Source organism: Kitasatospora sp. RG8 (assembly GCF_017813315.1).
In the GTDB taxonomy this organism is placed as follows: Bacteria; Actinomycetota; Actinomycetes; order Streptomycetales; family Streptomycetaceae; genus Kitasatospora.
The window spans coordinates 114,564-138,911 of the sequence record NZ_JAGIYX010000002.1; the positions used below are offsets into that span (position 1 = coordinate 114,564).

General features: G+C 72.5%; 22 protein-coding genes. 11 read left to right on the top strand and 11 right to left on the bottom strand.

Annotated elements, in window-relative coordinates:
- Together J5Y04_RS03435 and J5Y04_RS03440 are read right to left on the bottom strand one after the other, a co-directional pair.
- On the bottom strand, positions 1-1,344 hold the full coding sequence (locus tag J5Y04_RS03435) for a DUF6271 family protein (protein WP_209410267.1): 1,344 nt from the start codon (positions 1,342-1,344) through the stop codon (positions 1-3).
- A gap of 14 nt (positions 1,345-1,358) precedes the next feature.
- Positions 1,359-2,447 carry a phytanoyl-CoA dioxygenase family protein gene (locus tag J5Y04_RS03440; RefSeq protein ID WP_209410268.1) on the bottom strand — a complete coding sequence of 363 codons (1,089 nt, stop codon included), beginning with the start codon at positions 2,445-2,447 and terminating at the stop codon, positions 1,359-1,361.
- Between the two features lie 1,440 nt (positions 2,448-3,887).
- On the opposite strand from J5Y04_RS03440, the gene J5Y04_RS03445 reads away from it, so the two are divergent.
- The 5 genes from J5Y04_RS03445 (at position 3,888) to J5Y04_RS03465 (ending at position 10,289) form a co-directional block, all read left to right on the top strand.
- Positions 3,888-4,931, top strand: coding sequence for a serine hydrolase (locus J5Y04_RS03445; RefSeq protein WP_209410269.1), 1,044 nt, complete (start codon positions 3,888-3,890; stop codon positions 4,929-4,931).
- A 203-nt stretch (positions 4,932-5,134) separates the two neighbouring features.
- Positions 5,135-5,623 (top strand): hypothetical protein, encoded by a 489-nt coding sequence (locus tag J5Y04_RS03450; protein ID WP_307852905.1) that lies wholly within the window; start codon positions 5,135-5,137, stop codon positions 5,621-5,623.
- Positions 5,624-5,737: 114 nt separating this feature from the next.
- Positions 5,738-6,046, top strand: a complete 309-nt coding sequence (locus J5Y04_RS03455; protein WP_307852906.1) for a hypothetical protein — start codon at positions 5,738-5,740, stop codon at positions 6,044-6,046.
- A 341-nt stretch (positions 6,047-6,387) separates the two neighbouring features.
- Entirely contained in the window at positions 6,388-7,347 is a 960-nt protein-coding gene (locus J5Y04_RS03460; protein ID WP_209410271.1) for a LysR family transcriptional regulator, read from the top strand.
- 260 nt (positions 7,348-7,607) lie between these two features.
- Complete coding sequence (locus J5Y04_RS03465; protein ID WP_209410272.1) at positions 7,608-10,289, top strand: collagenase; 2,682 nt, start codon at positions 7,608-7,610, stop codon at positions 10,287-10,289.
- A gap of 202 nt (positions 10,290-10,491) precedes the next feature.
- Here the strand turns inward: J5Y04_RS03465 and J5Y04_RS03470 are convergent, their stop codons facing one another.
- The gene (locus J5Y04_RS03470; RefSeq protein ID WP_245204203.1) at positions 10,492-11,511 is read right to left on the bottom strand and encodes an NADP-dependent oxidoreductase; all 1,020 of its coding nucleotides are present in this window, start codon (positions 11,509-11,511) and stop codon (positions 10,492-10,494) included.
- Positions 11,512-11,615: 104 nt separating this feature from the next.
- Here J5Y04_RS03470 and J5Y04_RS03475 point away from each other — a divergent pair, with 104 nt between their 5' ends.
- Positions 11,616-12,260, top strand: coding sequence for a TetR/AcrR family transcriptional regulator (locus J5Y04_RS03475; protein ID WP_209410273.1), 645 nt, complete (start codon positions 11,616-11,618; stop codon positions 12,258-12,260).
- A 130-nt stretch (positions 12,261-12,390) separates the two neighbouring features.
- Here J5Y04_RS03475 and J5Y04_RS03480 read toward each other — a convergent pair whose 3' ends face one another.
- On the bottom strand, positions 12,391-12,960 hold the full coding sequence (locus J5Y04_RS03480; protein WP_209410274.1) for a TetR/AcrR family transcriptional regulator: 570 nt from the start codon (positions 12,958-12,960) through the stop codon (positions 12,391-12,393).
- Positions 12,961-13,233: 273 nt separating this feature from the next.
- Here J5Y04_RS03480 and J5Y04_RS03485 point away from each other — a divergent pair, with 273 nt between their 5' ends.
- Complete coding sequence (locus tag J5Y04_RS03485) at positions 13,234-14,148, top strand: TIGR03620 family F420-dependent LLM class oxidoreductase (RefSeq protein ID WP_209410275.1); 915 nt, start codon at positions 13,234-13,236, stop codon at positions 14,146-14,148.
- A 40-nt stretch (positions 14,149-14,188) separates the two neighbouring features.
- Here the strand turns inward: J5Y04_RS03485 and J5Y04_RS03490 are convergent, their stop codons facing one another.
- Complete coding sequence (locus J5Y04_RS03490; RefSeq protein WP_209410276.1) at positions 14,189-14,743, bottom strand: hypothetical protein; 555 nt, start codon at positions 14,741-14,743, stop codon at positions 14,189-14,191.
- Between the two features lie 249 nt (positions 14,744-14,992).
- Positions 14,993-15,904, bottom strand: coding sequence for a LysR family transcriptional regulator (locus tag J5Y04_RS03495; RefSeq protein ID WP_245204205.1), 912 nt, complete (start codon positions 15,902-15,904; stop codon positions 14,993-14,995).
- A 196-nt stretch (positions 15,905-16,100) separates the two neighbouring features.
- Here J5Y04_RS03495 and J5Y04_RS03500 point away from each other — a divergent pair, with 196 nt between their 5' ends.
- On the top strand, positions 16,101-16,610 hold the full coding sequence (locus J5Y04_RS03500; protein ID WP_245204208.1) for a cupin domain-containing protein: 510 nt from the start codon (positions 16,101-16,103) through the stop codon (positions 16,608-16,610).
- A gap of 78 nt (positions 16,611-16,688) precedes the next feature.
- Here J5Y04_RS03500 and J5Y04_RS03505 read toward each other — a convergent pair whose 3' ends face one another.
- Positions 16,689-17,735, bottom strand: coding sequence for an Lrp/AsnC family transcriptional regulator (locus tag J5Y04_RS03505; protein ID WP_209410278.1), 1,047 nt, complete (start codon positions 17,733-17,735; stop codon positions 16,689-16,691).
- Positions 17,736-17,900: 165 nt separating this feature from the next.
- Between J5Y04_RS03505 and J5Y04_RS03510 the strand changes: the two genes are divergently transcribed.
- On the top strand, positions 17,901-19,484 hold the full coding sequence (locus J5Y04_RS03510) for an MFS transporter (protein WP_209410279.1): 1,584 nt from the start codon (positions 17,901-17,903) through the stop codon (positions 19,482-19,484).
- A gap of 187 nt (positions 19,485-19,671) precedes the next feature.
- Here the strand turns inward: J5Y04_RS03510 and J5Y04_RS03515 are convergent, their stop codons facing one another.
- Positions 19,672-20,364: a hypothetical protein gene (locus J5Y04_RS03515; protein ID WP_209410280.1), complete on the bottom strand. Its 693-nt coding sequence runs from the start codon at positions 20,362-20,364 to the stop codon at positions 19,672-19,674.
- A gap of 354 nt (positions 20,365-20,718) precedes the next feature.
- Between J5Y04_RS03515 and J5Y04_RS03520 the strand changes: the two genes are divergently transcribed.
- Complete coding sequence (locus tag J5Y04_RS03520; protein WP_209410281.1) at positions 20,719-21,099, top strand: PadR family transcriptional regulator; 381 nt, start codon at positions 20,719-20,721, stop codon at positions 21,097-21,099.
- Complete coding sequence (locus tag J5Y04_RS03525; protein WP_209410282.1) at positions 21,096-21,701, top strand: hypothetical protein; 606 nt, start codon at positions 21,096-21,098, stop codon at positions 21,699-21,701. Before J5Y04_RS03520 ends, J5Y04_RS03525 begins: the two co-directional genes overlap by 4 nt.
- A 39-nt stretch (positions 21,702-21,740) precedes the next feature.
- Here the strand turns inward: J5Y04_RS03525 and J5Y04_RS03530 are convergent, their stop codons facing one another.
- The 3 genes from J5Y04_RS03530 to J5Y04_RS03540 form a co-directional block, all read right to left on the bottom strand.
- Positions 21,741-22,442 (bottom strand): 2-phosphosulfolactate phosphatase, encoded by a 702-nt coding sequence (locus tag J5Y04_RS03530; RefSeq protein ID WP_209410283.1) that lies wholly within the window; start codon positions 22,440-22,442, stop codon positions 21,741-21,743.
- Positions 22,443-22,636: 194 nt separating this feature from the next.
- Positions 22,637-23,344, bottom strand: coding sequence for a hypothetical protein (locus J5Y04_RS03535; protein ID WP_209410284.1), 708 nt, complete (start codon positions 23,342-23,344; stop codon positions 22,637-22,639).
- A gap of 182 nt (positions 23,345-23,526) precedes the next feature.
- A complete protein-coding gene (locus J5Y04_RS03540; protein WP_374105944.1) occupies positions 23,527-24,090 on the bottom strand; it encodes a TetR family transcriptional regulator in 564 nt (187 codons plus the stop codon).
- Between the last annotated feature and the right edge of the window lie 258 nt (positions 24,091-24,348).

Consider the following 24,348-nt stretch of genomic DNA (forward strand, 5'->3'; position numbering starts at 1 on the left):
CTACCGGTACCCGTGCGGGCCGTCGACGGCGCCGCTCCGTCCGGCGGGGACTCCGGTCACGCGCGCGGCCTCGACCAGCGGGCCCCAGGCCTCGATCAGCCGGGCGAAGGACTCGGCGTCGGCCTGCGCCTCGTCCAGCAGTCGTTCGCGTCGGGGTGCCAGGTGCTCAGCGAATTCGGCGTACTTGCCGCCGAGTTTCCGGTAGCTGCGGTCGAGGACGTCCAGCCGGCGGTGGTTCTCGGCGCGGTCGGTGCCGGTGCTGCGCCGGACGGAGTCGAGGATCACGTCTGCCCGGACGTGGTGCTCCTCGTCCAGCAGGTCGCCGAGCGCCTCCTCCATGTCGGAGTAGACCGGGTAGAGGTAGAGCATCGACAGCAGGAACTTGGCGAACCGCAGCTGGTAGGCGGTGAAGCCGGGGCCGGTCCGCCGTTCGGGGGTGTAGTAGTTCACGATGTTGCGGTTGTGGACGACGCCGGGGAGCGTGGCGTCGCGGACCACGTGGAGGAGGAAGTAGTCGCTGCCGATGGTGTCCGTCGCCGGCGGCAGTGGGACGCGCTCGTACACCTCGTGGTCGAGGCCGAGGTTGCACATGTCCACCCGCCAGATGTCCGGAAGGTCCAGCACCGACCGGTCGGCGGTGAACGGCTCGGTGCCGGCGCCGGTGAACGATTCGTCCACCAGGTCCCGCCTCTCCGCCTCCGACGCCCCGGTCGGCGCCCAGAGGCCCACGACCTCGTAGTGGAGGGCGGGGTCGAGCGCCCTGATCTCGCCGATGTCGACGGAGAGTTCACCGACGAAGGAGCTGCCCACCAGGGCGACCGGCTTCTCGGCGTGCACCGGGTCGAGCGTGTTGTGCGTGACGCCGGGGATCGCGTCGGCGGCTCGTTTGCCGAGTGAGAGCAGTTCGTGGTGGATCGGGAACACCGGTTCGCCGTTGTGGAGTTGGTAGGCGCTGTCGGAGTCCCGGCGGTGGACGGAGGTGCAGCCGAGGGCGGTGGCGAGCAGGAACGCGCGGTTGGTGCAGGCGCCGTAGGAGACGGCGTCGGGGAGCATGAGGTCGAGCAGGGTGTCCGGTTCGGGGGTGTGGGAGCGGTGGATCACCTCGCGGAGGAAGGTGCGCTGGCGGGTCTCGTCGAGGTGGTGGACGGTGACGCCCGGCAGGTCGGGCAGGGCGGCGGCGGCCTTGGCGTGCACGGCGAACGTCGGCTCGTCGGAGGAGTCCAGGATCAGCAGGTGGACCTCGACGCCGAACTGCTCGGCCGCGTAGGCCGCCTCCTCGCCGACCGCCGAAATGGTGGCGGCGCAGGGCCGGTTGGTGGGCAGGGTCAGGCAGATCTTGTGCATGCCGGTTCTCCGGTTCACCCTTCGGCGCCCTGCAGCTCGCGGTGTCCGGCGGAGTACTCGGCGTCCTGCTCGCGGCCGGCGGAGGTGTCCGTGTGCCAGGAGTCGAGGCCGAGCAGCCTGGCGCCGAGGGCGCTCAGCTCCGCGCGGCCGTAGCGCAGCGACTCGTGCCGGCGCGCGTCACCCACCAGCGTCCTGTTCCAGGTCGGCGTCGAGAGGTCGCGCCAGGAAGCGATCCGCGAGCGCTTCAGTTCCTCGTGCTCCTCCAGCGCCGGCATCATCGACAGGTACTGCACCGCGCGGACGCCGCTCGCCGAGGTGTTCCGGGCCACGCCGTGGGCCAGCATGCCGTTCCAGATCAGCAGGTCGCCGGCGTTCAGCTCGGGCCGGACCACCGGGAACTCGGAGCGGTCGACCGCCGGCCGGATCGGGTCCCGGTCGGCGGGCTGGGCCGCCTGCCACTGGTTGAACCGCCGGAACAGCTCCGGGTTGCACTGGAAGCCGCCGTGGTCCGGCCGGGTGTCGTTGAGCGCGATGATGCCCTGGACGCGCTGCGGCAGCATGCCCTGCGTGGTGTCGACGTCCCAGTGCAGCTCGATGTCGAAGCCCCGGTCGGTGGGTTCGATCAGCGCGCGGTCGCGGTTCTTCACGTTCGGCGGGTTGAGGTTCAGCCGGTCCAGCGTGACCCACAGCTCCTCGCAGTCCCAGATGTCGACGAACGCGTCGTAGACGCGCTGCGCCTGCCGGCTGTCCCAGATCAGCTGGTGCTGGTACGCCTCGACGAAGCCGTAGACGTACAGGTGCTCGTCCAGTTCGTCACGGAACTCCCGCTCCTCGTACCAGGTTTCCGGCCGCTCGGGGTCGAGCCCCTGGAAGTCCCAGGCGAAGTCCAGCAGGCGCTTGGCCGCCCCGGCGGGGATCGCCTCCCGCACGATCACGTAGCCGTAGGTCTGCCAGAAGGTGAAGTCGTCCTCGGAGAGCACGCGCAGCGGCCGCGACTTCTCGATGTCCTTCAGCGGCGTCCGGGCGAGGTAGGCCTCGCCGTCGTTGCTGAAGTACGGACGGTCCGACGCGGCCCGGTAGAGATGTCCGTCAGGGGTCGGCATGCAATCACTCCAAGGATCGGGATGCTTCGTTCGGCCAGGAGGTGAGGGGGAGGGGAAGGGGTGGGAGGAGTGGCGGGAGGCGCGGCCGAGAGGGGGAACTGCGGCCTGGCGGTGGGGTCGTGGTGGGTGCGTGGCTGCGTGGGTGACGGTGTGCGTGAGTGTGTGAAAACGTGCGTACGTGCGGAGGCATGCGGGCGGCTGCGTGCGGACGTTCCCGCTGGGTGTTCCTGGTTGGCGTTCCGGGTTGGCGTTCCGTGCGGCGGGCCGCGTGTGCGGGCAGGCGGTGGTGCCCGGCTGCACGCGGTGTCGCGGGCCGGGGTGGATGCGGGTGGGTACGGAGGCGGGCGTGACGGACCCGGTGTGACGGACCCGGCGTGCGGATCCGGTGTGCGGATCCGGGCAACGTGGGTCCGGGCAATGTGGGTCCGGGAATTGAGGGTCCGGGAAGTGCGGATTCGTCGTCGAGCGTTCGACGGGGGAGGGGCGTCGGCCGGCCGGAGGTTGCGGTACTGGCGGTTCCCGGGCCGTTTCTCACTGTCCGCCGGCGGCTGCCGTCGCTGCTGCTTCCGCTGTTGCTGCTGCGGGTGCCGCGAGGGCTGCGGTCGTGCGCGGAGACAGGGCCGGGGTTCCTTCCTCCTTCTGGTGCTGGGCGCCCGTTGCGGCTCGTTGACGCCGTTGGCGGACATGCGGAGTCGTGGGCCAACTCCGGTGTCCGGAAGGGCGTCCGGCCAGGGCTTGCCGCCTCGTCGAACTTGCTTTCTCCTAAGGTGGACTAGACCAACTTGCGGTGTCAACCCTTGTCCGGGGGCGGCCGGATGACACCTTCGCCACCGTGCGGACCGGCGGTGACCTGCACCGGAGCCGCCGCAATGAAAATGGCCCCGATGGCCGGTGGTGGCCCCTGCCCGAAAGGGCGGCGCGGGTTGCCCTTTCGGGCAGGGGCCGGCCGAAGCGGGGCACGGCGGACCGGAGCGGGGCGTCGCGGACCGGAGCCGGGGGCTCTACCGACCGGATCCGGGCGTAGCGGACCGGGGGCCGGCGCGCGGCCGACCGGTGGTTAACTGCCGGTGGATCGTCGAGTCGGCTCCACTGTTCGAGGACGACCCGGTCGGTAGCGTCAAGTCCGTGCGCAGCCAGCCCGGTTCGGCGGGCGGCGCCACGAACTCGATCGGGAGGTCGCAGATGGGTGGGGGAGCAGTGACGGCTGGTCGCGGCGCCGGGCTTCGGACGGCGGCCGTGGCGCTGGTGGTCGGTGCCGGGCTGACCGGCGTTCCGGCGCCGCCGGCCTCGGCGGCTCAGTCGCCCGCTGTGTCGAAGTCGGCCGTGGAGGCGAAGTCGGCCGTGGGGGCGAAGTCGGCCTCGATGTCGCAGTCGGGCGTGGCACCGCAGGCGGCTGGGGCCCCGGGTGGAGCGCCGGAAGCAGCGCGAGGGTCGCAGGGCTTGGAGGGATTGCAGGGCCTGCAGGGTGAGTTGCAGGCGGTGGTCGACAGTGGTGCGGTGACCTGGGACCTCGCCCGTGTCGTCGCGGACGGCCGGACGGTGTGGAAGGGCGCGGCAGGGGTGTCGGACCTGTCCGGCCGGCGACCGGTCGACCCCGACGGACGGTTCCGGATCGGCAGCATCACCAAGACCTTCACCGCGACGGTGGTGCTCCAACTGGTCGGCGAGGGCCGGATCCGCCTGGACGCGCCGGTGGAGACGTACCTGCCGGGAGTGGTCCCGAACGGCGCGGGCATCAGTGTCCGGCAACTCCTGAACCACACCAGCGGTTTGTTCAACTACAACGACCTGCCCGAGTACGTCCCGGTGGACCAGGCCGGACTGGCGGAGTGGGTGCGGGTCGGCCGCTGGCGGACGTTCTCGGCCCCGGCGATCGTCGCCGACGCGACCTCGCACGCGCCGTACTTCGCGCCGGGCCGGGACTTCCACTACTCCAACACCAACTACCTGCTCGCCGGAATGCTCATCGAGAGGACCACCGGCCGGAGTTGGAACGAGGAGGTCGAGCGCCGGATCATCCGCCCGCTCGGCCTGCGGGACACCTCGATGCCCACCACCTCGCCGCTGCTCACCGGCCCGCACGCCCACCAGTACCTCGTGCTGGCCTCGGGGCCGGTGGACGCCACGCTGATGAACCCGTCCCTCGCGGGCGCCGCCGGAGCCGGAATCTCCACCGCCGCCGACCTCGCGCGCTTCCAATCCGCCCTGCTCGGGGGCGGGTTGCTCCGACCGGCCGAGCTGGCGGAGATGAAGCGGACCGTCGACACGCACTTCGGTGTGGCCTACGGCCTCGGCCTGATGCGCTTCGACGTGGTCGGCTGCGGCGAGCTCTGGGGCCACCTCGGTGGCATCCGCGGCAACGTCTCCTACTTCTTCGGCGATCCGGCGGGCCGCCGCCAGGTCGTCACGGCCGGCGGCCTGTACGGACAGGTCGACTCCAGCGAGGTGTTCACCGACCTGAACCGGGCGGCGGCCTGCGGCTGAGCCGTGAACCCCACAGGGTCCGGAGCCGGGCCGGGGTGGACTCGGCGCCGGCCCGGGGTGGACCAGGGAGGCGGCCCGGGACCGGGCTCCGGCGGCACCGGCGCACCCGTAACAGTTGTGGGATCGAGCCGTCGCTGATCGGGTGATCCTATGATCCAGCTGTGCGGGCGTCGGCCGACGGCGCCCGAGGGAAGGGGTGGGCCGTGGTCCTTCTGTTGATCATCCTGGCCGGGCCGGTGATCGCCTTCGGCCTCATCGGGTACGGCGGCACCACCCTGGCCCGCCGTCGTGAGGGAGGGGTCCGGACCGTTCACGGTCTCGCCGCCCTGGCCGGAGCCGGCGCCGCCGCGATGTACACCTGGGGCGCGCTGCACGTCGGCATGGCCGTCATGGACGCGGACGACAGCGGGGCGGGCTCCGCCCCGATCCGGCCCTGCCGGGCGGCCGGGAACGAGAAGGCCATGGAGGTGGTCGGCTACGAGGTGCACTACCTGCCGCTCGACTTCGTCTGCCACGTCCCCGGCGGGCGCGACTACACCGTGGACACCGTTCCCGGTTACGTCACCCCGGCCGCGTCGGCACTGGGGCTGACCGCCGTCGCCCTGCCCCTGTCCACGGCCTTCGCGGCGGAGTTCCGCGCCAGGCGGTCGCGCAACGGCGGGCCCGACCGGGAGCCGCAGCGCAGCCAGTGACGCCCGCCCCGCCGGCGGCCCGGGGCGGGCAGGCGGCGGCTGGGCGGACCCCGACAGACAGGCGAATCGGAAGGTTGATGTAGATCTATGGGAAGCGCTGATCCGCTGCATCAGGTGTCAACGCCCCGCTTCGACGCGGTCTTCATGCTGGGGGCGGACGACACGGTGGAGAGCGTGGACAACGTGGACGCCGAGCTGATCCTTCCCGACGGCAGACGGTGGAGTGCCACCTTCATGACACTGGACGAGATCTCGCGCGTCATGGGGAGGTGGCGCGGGACCGGAGAAGGTCTCGGAGGACGTTACTTCCAGTGCGATGACCTGGTGACCGTCCGCGAGGCCGGCGTCCAGGCGATGGTCGACGTGTTCGAGGGGATCCTCGACGAGGGCGATCCGGACGATGTCCTCCGGCGGCTTGAATAGGTGCGGTAGACGCAGTTGACCGAGTGGGGCGTGTCTTCGAGGAGGTACTCGAACACACGCCCCATGAGCGTCTCAGCGTCGCGCGAGTGCGATGCGAGAACTGACGCCCCCCGGCGCGCGGCCGGCGGGTCACGGGGCGGTCAGGTGCAGACAATGCGCAGGTAAAAGGTGGTGCCGGTGGTGCTGTCCGGCCCCCGGGCGGGGCTTGACGGGGTGAATCGTGAGGGGTGATGGTTGGCCGCTGACATGTCATGTGTGCGGTTGCACCGGCACGGCGGAACCCGCCCGACGCCGTCGGCCGGGAGGGCCCGGCCGTCGTGTGTGGGGGGAGGGGGAGGGTCATGGAGCTGGAGCTGCGGCACCTTCGGGTGCTGTGCGCCATCGCCGACGCCGGGAGCGTCGGTCGGGCCGCCGCACTGCTCGGCGCCTCTCAGCCGGCCACCAGTACGCAACTGCGGCGGATCGAACGCCATTTGGGTGCGCCGTTGTTCGAGCGGACGGCCGTGGGGGTGGCGCCGACCTGCTTCGGGGTCGAGGTGCTGGCCGCCGCCCGCGACCTTCTCGTGCGGGCCGACGGTCTGGGGCGCCGCCCGGACTCTCCCGACGGGCCGGTCCGACGGGAGCTGCGCCTGGCCGCGACCAACTCGCCGATGCTGCCCGGGCTGGTGACCCGGGCCCGGCACCAGCGGCCCGACCAGCGGTTCACGGTGACCTCCGTCTACCGGTCCTCCGACATCGTCGACCTGTTGGAGCACGGCGACGCGGATGCCGCCGTGGCCGTGGACTACCCGGGCCAGGAACTGCGCCACTCGGCGACCGTCGCCCATCGCGGCATCGTCACCGAGCCCGCCTTCGTCGTCCTTCCGGCGGGCCACCGGCTCCGCCACCGCACCGAGATCGCCCTGGTCGACCTGGCGGACGAGGACTGGTTCCTCACCCCTGACGACGGGGCCGGTTGGCACGGCGTCTTCTACGGCGCCTGCGCCGCGGCGGGGTTCGCCCCGGCGACCGTGCACGAGTTCCTCGGCGGCCGGCTGGAGCTCCAGGAGATGATCGCCGCCGGGCTCGGGATCTCCGTCGTCCAGGCGACCACCCGGCCGCTCGCCGACGTCGTGGTCAAACCGCTTGCCGGGACGCCGATCTGGGTCCGCCACCTGCTGGTCTGGCGGCCCGGTGGGGTGAGCGGGGAGGTGGTGGAGACCCTGTTCGGTGCGGCGGCCGCGGCGTACCGGGATCTGATCGCCGCCTCGCCGACCTTCCAGGCCTGGGCCGCGCGGACGTACCGGCCGACCCGGCCGTAGCGCGGGGCGGGGCGGGGGCGTGCCGGGCCGGGTGTTCGGGGCCGAGGGCATGCCGGGCCGAGGGTGTGCTGCGTTCCTCCGCGGTGGCGGGAGGCGGTGTCCTGGAGGCCGTGTCCGGGAGCCGTGTTATGGCCGGTGGAACAAATGTCATATGACCTGTGACATTGTTCTGAACCTTCGACGACTGGGACGATCGCGTCGGATTCCCCCATGCCTCGGCAGTCGTCCAGCGCCCTCCCCCCACAGGAGAAGGACCCACCGTGCGTCTCCGCATACCCCTTCCCACGCTCATGGCCGGCTTCGTCGCCGGCTGTGCCGCCACCGCCACCCTGTTGCCGGTCCCGGCGCTCGCCGCCGCCGGCCAGGCCTCCCGGCCCTCGGCCGCCGCCCAGTACTCCGCCGACCAGCAGTCCGCCACCACCCGGCAGGCGGCCGACGACGGCTCGGCCGTCCCCAAGCCGCTCGGGGCCTTCCTCACGGTGGACCCGTCCGAGGACATCGCCCCCGTCGCCAAGCCGCTGCCGCCGGCGCTGCTCGGCCAGGTCGTGATGGGCCAGCCGGCCGGTACCGCCGTGCAGACCGCGCCGCGTCCGGGCACGCGGCAGACACCCCCGGCCAAGCCGGGCACCTCCACCCGCCCCGCCGCGGGTGCGGCCGGCCCGCTGAGCGCGGCGCCCGCCGGTGCGGCCGCCGCAGGCGGCGCCGCGACCGCGCAGAGCTGTACGCCGGCCGACTTCGGCAGCCGCAGCGGGGCCGATCTGGTCTCCTTCGTCGAGGGCTCGACCCTGGACTGCGTCAACACCCTCTTCAACGTCACCGGCACCGACGCGGGCAACATCTTCAAGGAATCGAAGATGCTCACCGTCACCAACGCCTTCCAGAGCCTGGCGGCCAACTACACCGGCGACAACTCGACCGCCATCCTCCAACTCGTGCTCTACATGCGGGCCGGCTGGTACGTGCAGTCGAACAACGCGGCCGCCGTCGGACCGTACGACGCCGCGCTCACCACCGCGTCCAAGGCCGGCCTCGACGCCTTCTTCGCGAGCCGGCACTGGACCGACGTCACGGACAACAACGGCACCGTGCTCAACGAGGTGCTGGTCCTCACCGACAGCGCCAACCTGCAGGGCGGCTACCTGGGCGTCTACAAGCAGGTGCTGAACGGCTACAACAACTCGTACAACGCGTTCCCGAAGATGCTCAAGTCGGTCAACTCCGTGCTCAGCGCACCGCTCTGGCGCGGCAACTGGAACAGCGACTTCGTCAAGGCGGTCACTGCCGACCCGAGCATCGCCACCACTCTGGGCACCTTCGCGATCAACCACAAGGACCTGCTCGGCACGGCGAACGCCTACCTCGACACCAACGCGGGCAACGACCTCGGCCGCATGGCCGGTGACGGCCCCGCCGTCGAGGCCGCGGTCAAGGGCCAGGTCAAGGCGGTGCTCGACGCCAGCCAGATCACCGGTGTCACCGGCCCGCTGTACGTCCACACCGCGTACCAGGCCAACGCCTTCGACCCCGGCCAGTGCTCGTACTACGGCACCTGCAACCTGCCGGCGAAGCTGACGGCGGCAGTGCTGCCGAACCAGCTGGTCTGCGACAACCGCACCATCCAGACCGAGGCCCTGTCGCCCGCCGACCTGGCCGCCGTCTGCGCGAGCCTGCGCGGCGAGGACACCTTCTTCCACAACCTGGTGAAGGACAACGGCCCCATCCCCGGCCAGTACGACAAGACCCTCACCCTCGCGGTCTTCGCCAACCAGGCCGACTACCTGACCTACTCCTGGGCGATCTTCGGGAACTCCACCAACAACGGCGGCCAGACCGTCATGGACCCGACCGACCCCAACAACCAGGCCGTGTGCGTGATGTACCAGAAGTCGTGGAACGACGGCTTCACCGCCAACGTGTGGAACCTCAACCACGAGTACACGCACTACCTGGACAGCATCTACGACATGAAGGGCAACTTCACCACCGAGATCTCCGTCCCGGACATCTGGTGGATCGAGGGCGTCGCCGAGTACGAGTCCTACGCCTACCGCGGCACCACCGACACCCAGGCGATGGCCGAGGCCGCCAAGCACACCTACAAGCTCAGCACGGTCTTCCAGAACACGTACAACAACTCGGACACGGTGCGCACCTACCCGTGGGGCTACCTCGCCGTCCGGTACATGGTCGAGAAGCACCCGGCCGACGTCTCGGCCATGCTGGCGCGCTTCCGCACCGGTGACTACCAGGGCGGCTACGCGGTCTACAACAACGTCGGCACCGGCTACGACGCCGACTTCGACGCCTGGCTCGACAGCTGCGCCGGCGGCGCCTGCTACGCGGCCGGCCCGACCGCCCTGTTCGGCTCCGCGGTCAACGGCGCGACCGTCACCCTGACCGACAAGTCCGTCCAGACCGGCCCCGGCCGGATCACCGCCTGGCACTGGACCTTCGGCGACGGCGGCTCGTCCGACCAGCAGAACCCGACCCACGGCTACGCCAACGCCGGCACCTACACGGTGGCGCTGACCGTCACCGACAACACCGGCAAGACCGCCAGCACCCCGGCCTCGGTCACCGTCACCACCGGCACCGGCGGCGGCACCACCCTGCCGACCTGCACCGACCCGCGCACCGACGCGCTCGGCCAGAACTGCTCCCGCTCCAACCTCGCCGCCACCGCCGGCAACCTCAGCTACCTGTACGTCTACCTGCCGGCCGGCACCAGCACCCTGAAGATCAACACCTCCGGGGGCACCGGCACCGCGTACCTGTACTACAACGCGGACACCTGGGCCTCGCCGAGCGCCTTCACCGCCTCCTCCACCAACCCGGGCTCGACGCAGAGCATCACCGTCACCAACCCGACGGCCGGCTACCGCTACGTCAGCCTCTACGCGAACACCGACTTCAGCGGAGTGACGGTCAGCACCCAGTTCTGATCCTCCCGTCTCCGTCCCCGTCTTCGTCCCGTCCGGGCCACGCCCGCGGCAGCCTGCCGCGGGCGTGGCCTTCGGCGTGTTTGTCGGGCGCGAGTTCCCGGTGCCGGTGCCACCTCCCGGTGCCGCCTCCCGGCGTCGCGGTCCGTCGGGCGGGGTGCCGGGCGGGGTGCCGGGTCGGCGCGGGCGGGGCCCGGACGGACGGCTAAGCAGTGACGCGAAGGACGATCTTGCCCTGGAGGTGCCCCTGTTCGGCGCGGCGGTGGGCGTCAGCGGCCCGCCGGAGGGGGTAGACGCTGTCGATGCCGACGCGCACGCGCCCGGAGTCGAGTAGGGCGGCCAGTTCGGCGAGGTCGGCACCGCTCGAACGGACCTGCCACGGCCGCTCGTTGAGCGTGATGCCGAGCGCGGCGGCGTGCTCGCGGTGGTAGTCGCCGAGGAAGACGGGAGCGATCCGGCCGCCGCGCCGGACGGTGGGGAGGAGGCGGTGGGCGTCGGGGCCGCCGACGGTGTCGATCAGCAGGTCGGCGTCACGGACGACCTCCTCGGCCGGAGTCCGGGTGTAGTCGACGAAGCGGTCCACGCCGAGGTCGGTGAGGAACCTTCCGTGACGGCCGGAGGCGACCCCGATCACCTGCCGCGCGCCGGCCACCTTTGCGAGCTGGGCGGCGAAGTGGCCGACCCCGCCGGCGGCGCCGTTCACCAGTACGGTGTCGCCGGGGGAGCCCGCGAGATGGCGGAAGACCAATTGATGGGCCGTCAGTCCGGCCATCGGCACGGCCGCTGCCTCGACGTGTCCGAGACCGGCCGGTTTGCGGGCCAGGTGGTCGGCGGGCGAGACGGCGTACTCGGCGTAACCGGCCGCCCGGCCGGGGAAGTTGACCAGGCCGAACACCTCGTCCCCCGGCTCCCAGTCCGTGACGCCCTCGCCGAGTGCCACGACCGTGCCGGAGATGTCGCTGCCCAGGACCAGTGGCGGTTTCCAGTCGGGCCGGAGCTCGACCGGGAGGTTCTCGAAGCCGCGCCGCGCGTACCAGTCGGGCGGGTTGACGCCCGCCGCGTGGACCCGGACCAGCACCTCGCCCGGTCCGGGCTCCGGTCGGGGCACCTCCTCGTACACGAGCTGCTCCGGCTCGCCGAAGGCGTGCAGGCGGACGGCGTGCATCGTCTCCGGGCCGGTGTCTTCCGCGGCCGTGTCCTTCGTGGTGCTGCGTTCCGTGTCCATGTTCCTCCCCGATCGCATGGTGGAGTGCCCCGGGTAGAATCCGGAGCACCGCTCCGGAAAATGAAACCGGAGCACTGATCCACTTGTCAATGATGAGGATTCGCATGCCCATTGATCCGCCCGGCGGCGAGTCGCCCGCCGGAACGCCGTCCCTCGGTACGTCGTCCGCCGGCTTGCCGTCCGTCGGCACGCCGCGCGCCCCGCGCGCCGACGCCCGGCGCAATCGCGACCGCGTCCTCGAGGCGGCTGCGGAGGTCGTCGCCGAACAGGGCACCCAGGCGTCGCTCCGGGACGTCGCCCGCCGCGCCGAGGTGGGTCTCGGGACGCTCTACCGGCATTTCCCCACCCGGGAAGCCCTGCTGGAGGCCCTGTTGCACCACCGCTTCGAGCAGCTCGCCGAACGCGCGGACGCCCTCGCCGCCTCCGCCCCGCCCCCGCGCGCGCTGACCGACTGGCTGTACGAGTTCACCCTCGGTGCCAGTGCCTATCAAGGCCTTCCCGCCACCCTGATGGCCACCCTCGCGGATGAGGAATCCCCCCTGCATGCCGCATGTGTGACGATGCGTCGGGCAGGAGGTCGACTCCTGGAGGCAGCCCAGGCGGACGGTGGCGTCCGGCGGGACGTGACCGCCGTCGACCTGTTCACCCTGGTCAACGCCCTCAGCTGGGCCACCGACCAGGCCCCCGCGCTCGCCGAGCGTCGAGAGCACCTGTTCGGGCTGGTGATGGACGGGCTGAAGCCCCGGTGACCCGGGGCGTCGCCCCGAGGCCGTCGACGACGGCACGGCGCTGCCGCCCCCGTCGGCGGCGAGGGTGATCGGCGTCGGCCGCCGCGGCGTGCGCGTGCTCCGGTTGTGTTCGGGTGACGTTCGGGTTCGCCTAGCGGGCCGGGGCGTGTGCGGCGTCCAGGACGAGTGCGAGCAGACGGTCGGCGTCGGCGTCGGCATCGTCGTGCGGCCCGGTTCCGGTGGCGGTGAGGGCGATGCCGAGGGTGAGCCGGAGCAGGTCGTGCGGGGTGACGTCCGGGCGGGCCGTTCCCTCGCGCTGGGCGCGGGTGACGACGGCCGCGGCAGCGTCCTCGATCCGGCGGTGGCAGTCCGCGCCCAGCGCGTCGGTGGCCTCCAGTAGCAGCGCGCCGCCGAGGCCGTGGTTGGTGCGCGCATGGGCGATGAACGCACGCAGCCACTCGGCGAGGGCCCGGTCGGCGGGCTCGGTGGTTCCCAACTCGTCGGCACGGGCGCAGAGTCGGTCGACGCGTTCCTGTAGGACGGCCGCCAGCAGCGCGGCCCGGTGGGGGAAGTGCCGGTAGAGGGTGCCCGGCCCGACGCCGGCGCGCCGGGCGATCTCGTTGAGCGAGGCCTCGGCGCCGGCCTCGGCGAACGCCTCCTGGGCGGCGGCGAGCAGCCGCTCGCGGTTGCGCCGGGCGTCGGTGCGCTGCGTCGGGGGCATGGGCGGAGTCCTCGCGATCGGTGGGCGGTCGTTCCCGGGTGGATGGAGGTTCCCGGGACGGGCGGTCGTTCCCGGGTGGGTGGGCAGTGGTCAAGCGGAGCGGTTCTCCGTATTGTAGTCCTCAGCGATCCGGAGAGCCTCTCCGGATCAGCCCTTCGGCGCGCCGCTGTGTGCAACGTGCCCTGCGTCGCCGTGCCCTGCGCCGCGTCGCCGCGCCCTGCCCCTGACGATCACGGACAAGCTTCGAGGAGCAACGATGACGGAGAGCAGCCGATGACGGACACCGCCCGGAACGGACTCGGCAAGGTCGGGATCTGGACCTTCGCCTTCGACGCCCAGCCCGCCGGCCGCGTCCGGGAGGCCGCCGCGGAGATCGAGGAGACCGGGTACGGCGCGATCTGGTTCGGCGAGGCCTTCGGCCGGGAGACCACGGGCCAGGCCTGGCTGGTGCTGTCGGCGACCCGGCGGATCACCGTCGCCTCCGGAATCGCCAACATCGCCTTCCGCGACCCGATCGCCGCCGCCACCGCCACCCGCACCCTCGGCGAGGCCTTCCCCGGCCGCTATCTGCTCGGCCTCGGCGGCCACCGGGTGGACGACACCGTCCACCGGCTCGACGGATACCCGATGCCGGCCCGCGGCCGGGCCGTCGCCACCATGACCGCCTACCTGGACGCGATGGACGCCGTCCCCGCGCACAGCCCCGTACCCGAACCCGTGCCCCGCCGCGTGCTCGCCGCTCTCGGCCCGAAGATGCTCCGGCTTGCCGCCGAACGCGCCTGGGGCGCGCACCCGTACTTCGTTCCGGTCGAACACACGCTGCGCGCGCGGGAGTTGATGGGGCCTGACGCGTTTCTCGGCGTCGAGCAGGCCGTCGTGCTGGACACCGACCCGGCCCGCGCCCGGGAACTGGCCACCGCCCACGTGGCCGGTTACGTGGCGATGGCCGCCCACCAGGAGGCCAACGTCCGCCGCCTCGGCTTCGGCGACGAGGACATCGTGGGCGGCCCGAGCCGCCGCCTGGTCGACGCGATCGTCGCCCACGGCGACGCCGACGCGATCCGCCGGCGCGTCCGCGAACACCTCGACGCCGGCGCCGACCACGTCTGCATCCAGGTCCTCACCGCCGACCCGGCCGCGCTGCCCGACCGCGAGTGGCGCGAGCTGGCCCCCGCGCTGCTGGGCTGAGGGCCTCTGGACCGCGGCCTCACCCGTGGAGGTGACGTGCCTACGGCGTGGGGGAGGCTGAGGTCGTGGGCGGCATCAGGCAGGGGGTGGTGACGCTGAGGGCCATGCGGGTGTCGTCGGTGCTGTCGACACCGGTGACGTACCGGCTCTGGGGGTGGCGGGCGGAGAAGGCGGCGTACGGCTTCGCGTCCGTCGCCTCACGGTAGACGGTGACCGTCAGGCCTTCCTTCGTCAGCGTGTCCCGGACGCTGCGGAGCACCTCGTTGTGCCGGGCGGCGGGAACGTCGCTGTGGAGGAAATGCAGCAGGGTGAACCGGTCGTCGGGCGCCGATTCGCCGTTCTTGCCGACGCACGGACTGAAGGTGGCCTGCTCCGGTTCGCTGTTGATCTGGATGCCGGCGGTCTGGGCCAGGTGGGTCAGGAGCTGGCGTGTCCAGTCGAGGGCCTCCTCACGGGACTTGACGGGCAGGGGGTCGTTCTTCCCGGTACCGGGGCTGGACATGCAGGCTCCAAGGGTGGCGGCCATCAGCGTCACCGCCAGGAGGCGCCGCAGCCGGGTGCCGGCGGTGGACCGGCGGGTGGACGGACGGGTCATGGGCGTTCTCTCCGGGATCGACTCAATGCCAGATGGGGATGAACCCTCCGATGACGATCTCCTTGGGATCGACCTCCGGCGGCTTGTTGACGATGATCTTCCCCTGGTTCCTGAGGCTCTCCGTGTTCGCGGCCACTTCTCCGGGGCCCACCTCCGAATCCCACTTCGCCGGGGCCTACTTCTCCGAGTTCGCTTCCCCAGTCCTCGCTTCTCCAAGGTTCACTTCTCCAGGGCTCGATTCCTCGGGGCTCAGTTCTCCAAGGCCCGCAGCAACAGGCGCACGGCGGCGGTGGGTGCGCCGGTGGGGACGGCGGTGCCGGTGGGGACGGCGAGTGAGGTGGTCACGGTCGGGCCGACGAGTGGGCGGACGGCCACATGGGGGAGTCGGGGCAGGCCGGTGATCTCGTAGAAGACCGTCCAGGACGGTTCCGCGTCGCCGCCGAGTTCGGCCAGGGTCTCCTGGAGGCCGGTGAAGGGCGCCCTGTGCGGCGGGTCGATGCCGGCCGCCCGGCAGGCGGCGGTCACCAGATCGTGGAACGGGGGGTTGTGTTCCCGGGCGGCCAACCGCATCGGCAGGCCGCCGAGTTGCTCCAGGTGTAGTTCGGGCTGCGCCGCGAGGGGGTGGCCTGCCGGTACGGCGGCGTACAGCGGGTCGTGCCACACCGGGAACAGCCGGATGCCGGGGTGGTCCGGGAGGGCGGCGGCTCGGACCAGGGCCGCGTCCAGTTCGCCCCGCTCCACCGCGGCCAGCCGTTCCGCCGGGGAGGCCCGTCGAAGCCGGACCCGCAGTCGTGGCGCGCTGTCGGCAAGTCGGGCGAGGGCCCGGTACAACCGGTCACCGGGGGCCTGGACGGTGCCGAGCCGCAGGACGCCGTCCCGGCCGCCGCGCACCTCCTCGGCGACCAGGCCGACCTGCCGGACGGCGGCGAGTGCCGCCCGGGCCTCCGGCAGCAGGCGTTCACCGGCGGCGGAGAGCCGGGTGTGCCGGGTCGAGCGGTCGAAGAGCGTCACGCCGAGCTCCCGTTCCAGCCTGCGGATCTGCTGGCTCACGGCCGACTGCACGATGTTCAGCCCCTCGGCGGCCCGGCCGAACCCGCCGTGCTCCGCGACCGCCACGAAGTACTGGAGCTGTCGCAGTTCCACCTCGTCCCCCTCGTCCATCTCGATCGGTGATGACTGTCTGCTCCAAGTGCTTCTGGTCCGCGGATCATCCCGGCCGGTCCAATGGGCGACGAACCCGGCTCCGAAGGTCGGAGGGCGGGGACGGTCGAAGCCGGGAAGCCGGGAAGCCGGGAAGCCGGGAAGCCGGGAAGCCGGGAAGCCGTAAAGCCGGAAAGCGGAGCAGGAGGAGATGGGAATGGGAAGCGCAGCGGGGATCGCCGGCGGGGCGGCGGGCGCGTTCGTGGTGCAGGCGGCCGAGGTGGAGCGCGCCGAACTGCCGCACGGTGCCTTTCAGTTGCTGGCCGATGCCAGCAGTACGGGCGGCGCGTTCGGGGCCAACCGGCTGACCCTCGGGGTCGGCGCGGACGGTGCCAGGCCGCACTGTCATGCGGTGTCCTGGGAGGTGTTCACCGTCCTCGACGGCGCGGCCGAGTTCCTGCTCGGCGAGCGGACGGAGGCCGTGGCCGCCGGGGGTCTGGTCGCCGTTCCGCCCGGTCTGCCGCACGCCTTCGGTGCGGCACCGGGCAGTTCGACGGACCTGCTCGTCGTCGCCACGCCGGGGGTGGAGCGCTTCGAGTACTTCCGCCGGCTGTCCGGGATCGCCTGGGGTCGGGAGCGGTTCGACGATCTGCTGCCCGATCAGGACACCTACGACGTGCACTTCGTCGAGAGCGCCGTGTGGGACGCGGCCAGGGCCCGGGGCTGACCCGCCGTGAAGGGCGGCCGGGCCACGTGACCGTGCGGGGCGGCCGGGCCGCCGTGACCCTGCGGGGCGGTCGGGCCGTCAGCCGCGAAGGGTGGCGGCGGCCTTGAAGGTGCGCAGCACCGGCGCCGTCTCGATGCGGGTGATGGCGTCCAGGGCGACGCGTCGGGTCAGGTAGTGGTGCAGGGCCTCCGCGTCGCGGCACAGGGCGTGGGCGACCAGGTTGGTGGAGCCGGTGGTGGCGGCGACGACGGCGAGTTCGTCGTGGGCGGCCAGGGTGGTGGCGACCTCGTCGAGGCGGCTGGGGGCGACCTGCATCCAGAGCAGCGCGGACACGGTGGCGCCGAGGACGGCCGGTTCGATGTCGACGTCGAAGAACAGCGCACCGCGCGCCCGCAGTTCGGTCAGGCGACGGGCGACCGTGGAGGGCGTGGAGCCGGTCGCGGCGGCGAGGTCGGCATAGCTGGTCCGGGCGTCCTCGCGCAGCACGGCGAGCAGGCGCAGGTCGGCGTCGGTGAGTGTGTACGGGGCGTCGCCCGTGGCGCCGGCCGTGACGCCGGCCGTGGCGCCGCCTGCGACGTCGGCCGTGACACCGCCCGTCGCCTCGGCCGTGACACCGCCCGGGGCGTCGTGGGCGCGCAGCCGGGCCTCCTGATCGGGGGTGAGCGTGCTGACCCGGCCGCGCCACGCGGTGGGCCCGCCGAGGTAGGTGTGCAGCAGGTAGTGCGCGGAGACCCCGGTGATCCCGGTCGTGCGCGGGATGTCGCGCAGCAGGAGTGAGTGGGCGTCGGGGCCGCTGGGCGCGGTGTTGATGATCGCGACGATCTCGGTGCCGCCGGAGGTCAGCCGGACCCACGAGGTGTCGGGACGGCGTGACAGCGCGACCGCGATGTCGTGGGCGGTGCGGGTCGCGGCGGTCAGGCGGAGCAACCACTGGTGCTCGCGGGTGCTGCTCGGGGTCGGCAGGGCGACGACGCGCAGGCCGCCCTCGGCGTGCATGCGGCGGTAGCGGCGCACCACGGTCTGGGTCGACGAGCCGAGGACGTCGGCGATGAGGGTGAACGGGGCGCGGGCGTCCACATGGAGGGCGTGGATCAGGCCGCGGTCGAGGTCGTCCAGTTCGAGCATATCCACCAAAGTAGCGGACCAGAATGGAGGAAATCGTCGATTTGGTGGCCAGGAATGGAAGCCGTGGCAGGGGGCGGTTCAGGGTGGTGGTCAGGCGGCCGGACGCCGGAACGACGCGCGGCGCGCCGCTCATCCGCGGACCACACACGACCCACGGGGGTTCCCATGGCCGAACACTCCACCGCGCCCGCCGGCACCGGTGGCGCCGCCACCCGCACCGCCCGCGACACCCTGGCCACGTCCGACCGGCCGCCCGTCCACCACGCCCCGGCCGCCCACGACTCCCCGGCCACACCCGACGGGCCGGCCCCCGGTCCGTACCGGTGGCGGTGGACCGCCCTGATCGCGCTGCTCACCGCCGAGGCCATGAACCTCCTCGACGCCACCATCGTCCAGGTCGCCGGCCCCGTCATCCACACCGACCTCGGCGGCCCCGCCGCCGCGATCCCCTGGTACAGCGCCGCCTACACCCTCACCTTCGCCCTCGGGCTGCTCACCGCCGCGCGCCTCGGCGACATCGCCGGCCGCCGGCGCGTCTTCCGGATCGGCGTCACCGCGTTCGCCCTCACCTCGCTGGCCTGCGCGCTCGCCCCGAACGTCACCGTCCTGATCGGCATGCGCGCGCTGCAGGGCGCCGCGGCGGCCCTGATCATCCCCCAGACGTTCGGACTGATCCGGGCCATGTTCGACGACGACGAACTCCCCAAGGCGCTGGGCACCATCGGCCCGGTGATGGGGCTGTCCGCAGTCCTCGGGCCCGTCCTGGGCGGTGTGCTCACCCACGCCGACCTGTTCGGAACCGGCTGGCGGGCGGTGTTCCTGGTGAACCTGCCACTCGCGGCCGCCGTCCTGGCCATCGCCCCGCGCCTGCGGGAGGACCGCGCCCCCGTACGCCCCCGCCTCGACCCGGCCGGCACCGCCCTGGCCATGACGGGCACGGCGCTGCTGGTGTGCCCGCTCGCCGCCGGGACCGGCGCGCCGAGCGCCACCGCGTGGGCCGCCGCCGCGCTCGGTGCGGTCGTCCTGTTCGCCTTCACCGTCCACCAGCGCCGCGCGGCGGCCGCCGGCCGCACCCCGCTGGTCGAGCCGTCCCTGCTGCGCGGGCGCGCCTTCCCCGCCGCACTCGCCACCTCCACCCTGTTCTTCGCCGTCATGAACGGCGTCATGATCACGGTGGTGCTGCACCTGGAATTGGGCCTGGACAGCGGCCCGCTCACCGCCGGCCTCACCCTGCTGCCGTGGTCCGGCGGCCTGGCGGTCGCCTCCTTCGCGGCCGGCGGCAGCCTCTACGCCCGCTACGGCACGCGCGTCCTGCACGCGGGCCTCGTCACCCTGGCCGTCGGCCTCGCCGCCGCGGCCCTGGCCTACCGGACGGCGTCCGCCGGCGACTACCCGGTCGGTCTTCCGTTCGCCCTCGCCCTGGCCGGACTCGGCGTGGGCCTGTTCACCCCGCCGTTCTTCAGCACCGCGCTGAGTCGCGTCTCCCCGCAGGAGACCGGCTCGGCGGCCGGGCTCCTCAACGCCGTCCAGCAGCTCGGCGGCACCCTCGGCGTCGCCGTCATCGGTGGCGTCTACCTGAGCGGCGACGGCTCCGGCCAGGCCGCGGCCACCAGCGCGCAGCAGGCGCTGGTCACGGCCGGGGTGCTGCTCGCCGCGACCGTCCCGGCTGCCTGGGCGATGACGTCGCGCCGCCGTGCCGGGGCCGCGACGACCGAGCCCGACGCCGAGGCCGCCGACGACGCACATTGACCTGACGAAGCTCACTGACCCGACGACGCGCACTGACCAGTCGGCGGGCGGAAGGAGCGCTCCGGGTCACGGCAGGTGCCGCCGTGGCCCGGAGCGCGTCGGCGGTCCCGGGGTGAGGGGTGAGGCGCCCTGCCGACGGCCGGTCAACGGCAGGGCAACGGCGGGGCAACGGCGGGGCAATGGCCGGTCAGGCCCGGAGGAACCTCAACACCAGTGAGAGGAGCAGGAAGGCGTCGACCATCACGCCCGCGTGCAGCATCAGGCTGCTCGACCGCTGCAGGGCGCCGGCGCCGAGGGTGATCCCGGTGATGGTGAGGAGGGTCGCGACGCCAAGGAGGAGCGGGACGACGGCCGACGGCGCATCCAGCTGTACGGCGATGCTTTCGCAGATGAGGACGACGAGCAGTTGGGGCAGGCCGAGCAGCCACACCGTGACGACGCGGCCCCTGCTCGGACGAGGCCGCACCTTGGACGGAGCAGCAGCAGGCGGCCGCCGGTGGGTGACGGCGGGGGAGCGCGGCGGGAGCGGTGGCGGCGGGACCGGGGGCGGCTGGGTTGGGGGCGAGTGGGGCGGGGGCGGTGACACCGGGGGCCCTGCCGGCCTCAGCGGTGGACGGCCGTTCACGGCGGCCTGGAGCATCTGCCCGAACGCGGCGTCGCCGGAGATCTCATCGGCCAGGACGCTGCGGACGATGTCCGCCGCGCCGCTGCTCCGTTCGCCGTCGAGCCGGAAGAGTGCCGCGGTGCCGAGCTGCGTCCGACCGAGCCGTTCACGCACGAGCGAGACCACGTCCTGATCCGGCGACCCGGCGGTCGTCCCGCGAGCGGCGGAGTCGACGAGTATCCCGACCGCGGCCGCGGCCAACTCCTGTCCGTGCATCGCGCCCTCCCTCGCCGGTGCCCCGCCGCGATGGTACGGACTTGGTTCCTCGTCCACCAGGGTTCTTCGGTTCTCGTTCGCCAACCTCCAGTCCCCGAAGGCTGGTTCGGGCGGCTCTGTGCGCGGCTCTGTGAGCGGCTCGGGTGACTGGTGCGTGTGACTGGTGCGCGTGGATGGCTCGTGCGGGGGGCGAGCAGGCGCGGGAGGGTGCGTCCTCGACGGCCCGGGCCGAAACCCTCGGATCGGCGGCGGAGCGGTGACGAATTGGCGGCGAAGCGGCGGCGGAGCGGCGGCAGATCGGCGACGGAGCGGTGACCCTCTCGCTATCTGGCTTCGCATGCTACCTTGTGATGCATGGTACCTGGCATCACAAACCCCAAGGGTGGAGCCGACGCGGCGGACGGACCGGTGGCGACCCAGCTGCGCAAGGGCGTGCTGGAGTACTGCGTCCTTGCCCTCCTGCGAGACGGACCGCGCTACGGGGTCGAGCTGCTGCAGGAACTCGGCCGCTTCCCGATGCTGGCGACCAGCCAGGGCACGATCTACCCCCTGCTGTCCCGACTGCGCCGCGCCGGGCTCGCCGACACCTTCCTGCGCGACTCGGCCAGTGGCCCGTCCCGCCGCTACTACAGCCTCACCGAAGCGGGCCGCAGCGCGCTGGAGGAGTTCAGCACGCTGTGGCCCGCCTTCCGCGAAACCGTCGACCACGTCCTCGCCCCAGGAGAGAACCCGTGAACAACCCCATCGAGCACCCCCTGGTCCGCGCCCACCTCGACGCCGTCGACCGGTACACCGCCCCGCTGCCCGCCGAGCGCCGCCGCGAACTGCTGGCGGACCTGCGCGAGCACGTCGAGGTCACGCTGGCCGAGCACGACAGCGCCGACGAGGACGCCGTCCGGCAGGTCCTCGCGCAGCTCGGCAGCCCCCGGCAGATCGCCGACGCCGCGCTGGCCGAGGAGGGCCAGGCCCGCCCCGAGCCGGAGACCGGCCGCCGCACCACCCTCACCCTGGTCCTCGCGGTGCTGCCGATGCCGCTGCTCCTCGTCCCGGCGATCGGTCCGGCCCTCGCCCTGATCGCCGCGGTCGCCGCCGCCGTCCGGGTCGCGAAGTCCGCCCAGTGGAGCCGCCGGGAGAAGACCCAGGCGACCCTGCTGCTGCTCAGCCCGGTCCTGGTCACGCCGCTGGCCGCCGCCGTCGTCGCCGTCGCGTCCTCCGCCGGCCTCAGCCCGGCCGGCGTCCTCACCGCCTGCGCGCTGGGCTTCTGCCCCACCCTGCTCGCGGCGTTCCGTCTGGCCCGCTCCGCCGCCCACCTGCGCACCGCCGCCCTGGCGGCGTGAACGCCCCCCGGACACGCGGCCGCCGGACCATGCCGGCGGTCAGATCGAGGCCTCGTCCGTCAGGGAAGGCACGGCGCGCGGACGCAGGACCATGAGCGAGTCCTCCAAGGACGCCACCACGGCGAAGGGGAAGCGGTCGAGCTCAAGACAGAGCGCGACGTCGTCGGGGTGGACTCCCTGGCGCACACCCTCCGTCAGCTCGGCCGCGGCGCGCGACTCGGCGCCGCGGCGGAGGAACCCGGCGGCGTCCGTCACGGCCCCGGCGGCTCTCCGGGCGATGTACTGGGCGCACGCCAGGTCCTCGTCGGCTCGCCCGCCCTCGCCGGTGACCACGAACGTGACGCTGTCGCACTCACGTTCCCGCAACAGCCGCGCCGTTGCCTCCGCCACCACGAAGCCGGCGCACAGCACCAGCGACGCCTCCCTGACCGCGAGGGCGCCGACCGTTCCTGCCGTGGTCTTCTGCACGACGGTCCGTCCGCCGAGGTCGACGGACCGCAGCAGGCCGGGCGAGTTGACGGCGTCGAACCCGGGCGCGGCCGGACCGTCCTTGAGCGCCACCCAGTCCGGGTGACGAGCCTTGAGCGCCAGGGCTCCGTCCAGCGACTCGGCGAGAACGATCTTCTCCGCCCCCTGGGCAAAGGCCCAGGCGGTCACGGTGAAAGCACGCATGACGTCGACGACGACCGCCACGGACGGGACTTCGACCAGCTCATCGATGCCAAGGAAACGAGCGTCCATCCGGTCATGATCGCGCACGCCGGAGCCACGGCACCCGGAAGGTGGCCCGGATCACGGTGGCGGTCTCGGGATGCGAGACCCGCGGCCTCCCGCGCCGCAGAGGTGGTCCGTGACGGCACGTCCTTCGACGAGAAGGGCGTCCCCTGCTCGTGGGGGCCGGTTGCTCCGAACTGCCAAGGGCGGGCGGCTCCCGGTCAGACTGCGATCGGGAGCTCCTCGATCCAGCAGTCGACCGACCTCGCGGTGATCGCGGCCAATGCGTTCTCGGCGTCGGCCCTGGTCAGGAAGACGCCCGCTCCGGTGACGGCGGGCCCGTCGGGGCGGATTACCCGTGTCATGACGACGTGGACGAAGCGGTGACGCTCCCGGCGGATCGTGACGCTCTCCTCGGCCGACAGCGCCTCGACGAGATCCCGGGTCGAGGCGATGGTGAGGCCGGGGTCGACCCCGGCCAAGGGCCGGCTGGGCCAGATCGGCCTGCCGGGGTCGACGTGGCTGAAGAAGCTCTGTTGCGTGTGGCCGAGTACCCCTTCCGTCCAGCCGACGGCCATGGCCACCACGTAGTCGGACTCGCCCTGGCTCTCCAGGACGAAGACGTGATCGTCCCGGTCGAAGGAGACGCTCGCGTGCTCGGCCTTGACCTGCGCGCTCTCGGCCTCGGTCGCGCATCTGATCGCCAGGCCGCGGTGGTTGTCACGGATCTTCACCACGGTGACGGGCTTGAACAGCAGGTCGATCGTCGTCTCGGGCTCGCCGGGTTCGTCGGGCCGGCCGACGCTCCGCATCAGGAGCTGGCTGTGGCTCGCCGTGTAGGCCAGGAGGTGGAACCAGCGCTCGCTGCGGAAGAGCTCCTTGCCGGGGACGAGCTGGTGATCGCGATTGAGCCAGGTGCTGTCCGTCATGGGCTCACGATCTCCGTCCCGCCCACGCAGGTCAACGTGATTGTCGAGCGGAGGGGCCGGTCCCGTCCGCTCCGCCTGCCGGGCCGGCCGGCTGTACGCGGCGGAGCGCAGCCCCGGGTGCGCCGCCACGCTGTCGCGCCCCCAACAGGCCCCGAGGTGCGTGCCGTTGCCGTGCCCGCGGGTCAGAATCCGCGGGTGGCGGCGCCGTCGCGCAGCAGTGCGAACGCCTCGGTCGACTCGGCGGCGGCGATGCGGGCGACGTCGCCGATGTCCTGCCCCGCGGCGAGCCGGTCCCAGGTGGAGCGGGCGAGGACCTGGCGGACCGCCGTGAACTGGGCGGCGACCAGCCGGGCGGCCACGCCGCCGTCCGGGTCCAGCGCCTCGGCGAGCGCGCGGGTGTCGGCGTCCATGTAGTCGAGCAGGTTGGCGGAGAGGCTGGGGGTCTCGTAGATCAGCCGGAGGAAGGCGAGCACCTCCGGGTGGTCGGACAGCCCGGTGTTGGGGTCCCGGGCCGCCAGTCGCTGCAGGTGGTGGCGCTCCAGGGCGTCCAACGGCGTGAGTCCGGCCTCGCGGTCGCGCACGACCCGCCCGGCCTCGCCGAGGTGGTCGGCGAAGCGGTGCAGGACCAGCTCCTCCTTGCTGCCGAAGTAGCGGAAGAGCGTGGGCTTGGAGACCTCGGCCGCGGCGGCGATCTCGGCCACCGAGACACGGTCGAAACCGCGTTCGAGGAAGAGTGCGATGGCCACGTCGGCGATGGTCTGCCGGGTGCGCTGCTTCTTGATGGTCCGCAGGCCCGTGCCAGGGCCCGTGCCAGGGGCCGCGTCAGGGTCTGCGCCCGGGTTTGGGTCAAGGTCCGCCTCCGGACCCCTGTCCGGCCCGGTCGGCTCGGTCGGCTTGGTCGGACGCGTGCGCTGCTCACTCGGGCTCATGCCGAGATCATAACCCGGAGACATTTGTTACCCGGTTGCATTTGTTACTGGGTTGCTGTTTCATGGTGTGCATCG